Origin of the sequence: Nonlabens dokdonensis (assembly GCF_002162835.1) — a bacterium.
Lineage (GTDB): Bacteria > Bacteroidota > Bacteroidia > Flavobacteriales > Flavobacteriaceae > Nonlabens > Nonlabens dokdonensis_B.
In genome coordinates, this window is record NZ_MAAX01000143.1 from 1 (window position 1) to 3,886 (window position 3,886).

Below are 3,886 nucleotides of genomic sequence, written 5' to 3' on the forward strand. Positions count from 1 at the left end.
GATAGAATACTTAAAGGAACTAATTTTACTAAGTACAAACAATTTGTGGATAATTGTTTTAAAGTCTTACCACGTCAGGCGTTACATGCTAGAACATTAGGGTTTGAGCATCCACACACAAAAGAATGGATGAGCTTTACAAGCGATGTACCATCAGATATGGTAGAGTGTATCAATAAATGGCGCGTTTATACAGAAAATTCTAAGGATATGTAATCCTTAGTTGGTTATGATTCCGCTTTCGCGAAAGCGATATGGAAACGACCTCTTAAAGAATTAAATTCATTGAGATTAAAAATACAGCATTACAATTGTCCAGAACATTGAAATCAATAAACTTCATAGTGATATAGAGAAGTTAACTAGAATTTGAGAGGAGTAAAGACTTCTGAATATTATTTTTACTTTTCAAATTCTTAAGCAATGAAAATATTATTATCACCTGCAAAATCACTTGATTACAAAACTAAATTACCTACCTCAAGAGGCACGCAACCATTATTTGCTGAGGACGCTATAAAAATAAATGCAAAATTAGAGCGCATGAGCAAGAAAGAAGTTGCTGCTCTCATGAGCATTTCAGATAAACTGGCAGATCTAAATTACCAGCGTTATAAAGAGTTTGAAGAAAATTTTACTAAAGAAAATGCACGTCCTGCTATATATGCTTTTGCAGGAGATGTATATACTGGTTTTGACGCTTACAGTCTGGATACAGATCACTTAGACTATGCACAACAAGCACTGCGTATTTTATCAGGAATGTATGGCTATTTAAGACCATTAGATCTTTTGCAGCCTTATAGACTAGAAATGGGAACATCTTTACCTATAGAAAGAAATAAAAACCTTTATGAATACTGGAAAGATAAAGTCACACCTTCCTTAAATAAAGAACTGGAAGAAAAAGAATTATTAGTTAATTTAGCCAGCAATGAATATTTTAAAGTTATCGATAAGAAAAACCTTAAAGGTGAATTAGTTAGTCCGATTTTTAAAGATTACAAAAATGGTAAACTGAAGGTTATTTCATTCTTTGCTAAGAAGGCTAGAGGTACCATGGCTAGATACCTTGTAGAAAATGAAATTAATTCATTAGATGGAATTAAGAATTTTGCTCAGGATGATTATAAATTTTCAGAGAGTGAAACGGTTAAAGAAAATGAACCAGTTTTTGTGAGATAACGTTTATCTTTATTTCATGGATGAAGATCATATTCATTTTTCTATCAAAGAATGGTCGCTTTACGATAGGCCTCGAGAAAAATTATTACATAAAGGTAGCGCGTCTCTTTCTGAGGCAGAATTGATTGCTATTTTGATAGGTAGCGGTACGCGCAAAATGAGTGCTGTAGACTTAAGCCGTTTAATAGTTAAGGACGCTGGTAACTCGTTAGATACTTTGGGTAAAAAGAGTCTTAAACAATTAATGTCTTATAAAGGTATAGGTGAAGCTAAGGCAATAACAATAGCCGCAGCCTTAGAATTAGGAAAACGTAGAGCTATGGAAATGCCTGTACAATTACCTAAAATAACCTCCTCAAATGACGCTTTTAGGATAATGCAACCTATCTTGGGCGAGTTACCACATGAAGAGTTTTGGGTAATGTTACTTGATAACAGTCACAAAGTGGTAGAGAAGAAAAATATAAGCATAGGTGGTATTACAGGAACTTTAGTAGATACAAGATTAGTCTTTAAAAAAGCAATAGAGGCTGGAGCTGTAGCGATGATTCTTTCTCACAATCATCCTAGTGGTAATTTAAAACCTAGTATGCAAGATAAGTCGCTTACCGTTAAATTAGTAGAAGCAGGAAAGTTGTTAGACATCAAGGTGCTGGACCATTTAATTATAACGCAGCAAGGTTATTACAGCTTTGCAGATGAAGGGTTGATGTAATGATATTAGTTTACTGTTCTAATATAACACCTCGTAAAGAATACATCTTTAAGCATATTTTCAAACGTCTTATGCGGCAAGAGTTTAATTTTACTTCTGATGTTAGCAAATTTGTGAGTCACTCCGGAATTAAATTTAGCTATGGTACAAAGCCATTAGGAGAAGAGTTGTTTATCTGGTCTCATGGATTGCTCGATGAAAATGGTATCGATAATTATGAAATTGAGTACCACAGCTGGGATCATCTACCAGTATTTTTTAAAGCTCCAGATTCTAGTACTATACCGTTTGATATTTTTGCTGCCTCATTTTATCTATTGTCTAGGTATGAAGAATATTTACCACAAGTTAAGGACGATTTAGGTAGGTATAGTGCAAAAGAAAGTGTAGCTGTAAAGGGCAATTTTATCATGCTTCCTTTAGTAGATTTATGGGTAAGAAAATTTCTCACGCTTATCAATCAAAGTTTTGAGGTTAATTTAATAAGAGAGCAGCAGTTAAAAACAACAGTTGCTATAGAGGTAGCCTCATTTTATAAGTATGCTAGCCGTGGAGTAATAGATAATTTTATAATGTTCTTGCAACATCTAAAGCGTTTAAGAGTTAAGCGCATATTGACTCAATTCTTAGTTCTTCTGGGTTTACAAACTGATCCCTATGATAATTATGAAAGATTGATTGAGATTATTAAAGTTAGGTGGAAAAAGAAAAGAAAACCTTGCAGCTCAAATGACGATATGATCTTTTTCTTTCATTTGGGAAATTACAACCGCATAGATAATGGTACTGTCTATCGCTATCGTAAGTATAGAGAGTCAATAAAGAAAATAGCCGATTATGTTGAGATAGGAGTGCGATTTTCTTTTCTATGTAGCGATAAGGACCTCAAGGCTCAAAGTAAAAAATATGAAGAAATATCTAATAGGCCATTACGTAAAACTATGGCTGCTTATTCTAAAATTGTAACTCCTGGCCATTATAAACGACTAGTGGAGACAGAGAAACTTGAGGATTATAGTATGGGATATGAAACGATGCCTGGATTTAGGGCGAGTACCAGTCATCCTTTCTATTTTTATGATCTAGATTACGAAGTTCAGACTCCATTACTTATACATCCTTATGCTTTACATTATAAGAGTGTATCAGGCAACATGCTTAATGGACAGAAACAAATCGTAACACAATTAAAACAAAGAGTTGCTGAGGTTGCTGGATCATTTATTGTAATGTATGATTACAACCAGTTTGAAAAAGGTTTGAAAAGTCATGCGACTACTCTTTTAAAATACATTTATGAAGGAAAAGTTTAAAAATATTGAACATGTCTTTTTTGACCTAGATCATACCTTATGGGATTTTGATCTTAATAGCAAACTGGCGTATAAGCAAATATTTGAAGAGTACAATGTGGCATTAGACTTAGAGCATTTTATTGCCGTCTATGAACCTCTCAATCTTCAATTCTGGAGAATGTTTAGGGAAAATAAAATTTCTAAAGAAAACTTGCGATACCAGCGATTGAAAAGTGCTTTTGACGCTTGCAATTATGAAATCGAGGATTCAAAAATTAATCTCTTTGCAGACCTATACATAGAATACCTACCTAATTACAATCACTTATTTGACGGTTGTATAGAAATGCTTGAATCTCTAGCGACTCAATTTAAATTACATCTTATAACTAACGGTTTTAACGGTGTGCAACAAAACAAGGTCAAAAATTCTGGTCTAGAAAAGTACTTTGACGTATTACTTACCGCAGAGACAGCCGGAGTTAAAAAACCAGATGCTAAAATTTTTCTGCAAGCTCTCAAAATGGCAAATGCATCTATCGAGAACAGTGTAATGATAGGCGATAGCTATGAAGCGGACATTAAAGGTGCTCAGAATATTGGTTTAAAAACGATATGGTTTCATATTACTGAGGAGAAGATTCCTGATAATGAAGTTGTGGTGCATCATTTGAATGAGATTCACTCGTTA

Annotated in this window: 4 protein-coding genes and 1 pseudogene; all 5 read left to right on the plus strand. The window is 33.8% G+C overall.

Annotated features, from left to right (window positions below; all coding sequences use genetic code 11):
- A pseudogene (locus A9Q93_RS09390) lies at nucleotides 1-216 on the plus strand (RNA pseudouridine synthase); the annotation flags it as partial.
- Nucleotides 217-423: 207 nt separating this feature from the next.
- The gene (yaaA, locus tag A9Q93_RS09395) at nucleotides 424-1,185 is read left to right on the plus strand and encodes a peroxide stress protein YaaA (RefSeq protein WP_303687140.1); all 762 of its coding nucleotides are present in this window, start codon (nucleotides 424-426) and stop codon (nucleotides 1,183-1,185) included.
- 16 nt (nucleotides 1,186-1,201) lie between these two features.
- Nucleotides 1,202-1,900, plus strand: a complete 699-nt coding sequence (radC, locus tag A9Q93_RS09400; protein ID WP_303687141.1) for a DNA repair protein RadC — start codon at nucleotides 1,202-1,204, stop codon at nucleotides 1,898-1,900.
- The gene (locus A9Q93_RS09405) at nucleotides 1,900-3,213 is read left to right on the plus strand and encodes a hypothetical protein (protein WP_303687142.1); all 1,314 of its coding nucleotides are present in this window, start codon (nucleotides 1,900-1,902) and stop codon (nucleotides 3,211-3,213) included. The genes radC and A9Q93_RS09405 overlap by 1 nt, the downstream gene beginning before the upstream one ends.
- The coding region (locus A9Q93_RS09410) for a YjjG family noncanonical pyrimidine nucleotidase (RefSeq protein ID WP_303687143.1) at nucleotides 3,197-3,886 on the plus strand (690 nt) is incomplete at its 3' end. The genes A9Q93_RS09405 and A9Q93_RS09410, both read left to right, overlap by 17 nt.

Excerpts from the sequence above, each read along its gene's own strand:
- yaaA (WP_303687140.1), top strand. The coding sequence starts at position 424 with ATGAAAATATTATTATCACCTGCAAAATCACTTGATTACAAAACTAAA.
- radC (WP_303687141.1), top strand. The coding sequence starts at position 1,202 with ATGGATGAAGATCATATTCATTTTTCTATCAAAGAATGGTCGCTTTAC.
- A9Q93_RS09405 (WP_303687142.1), top strand. The coding sequence starts at position 1,900 with ATGATATTAGTTTACTGTTCTAATATAACACCTCGTAAAGAATACATC.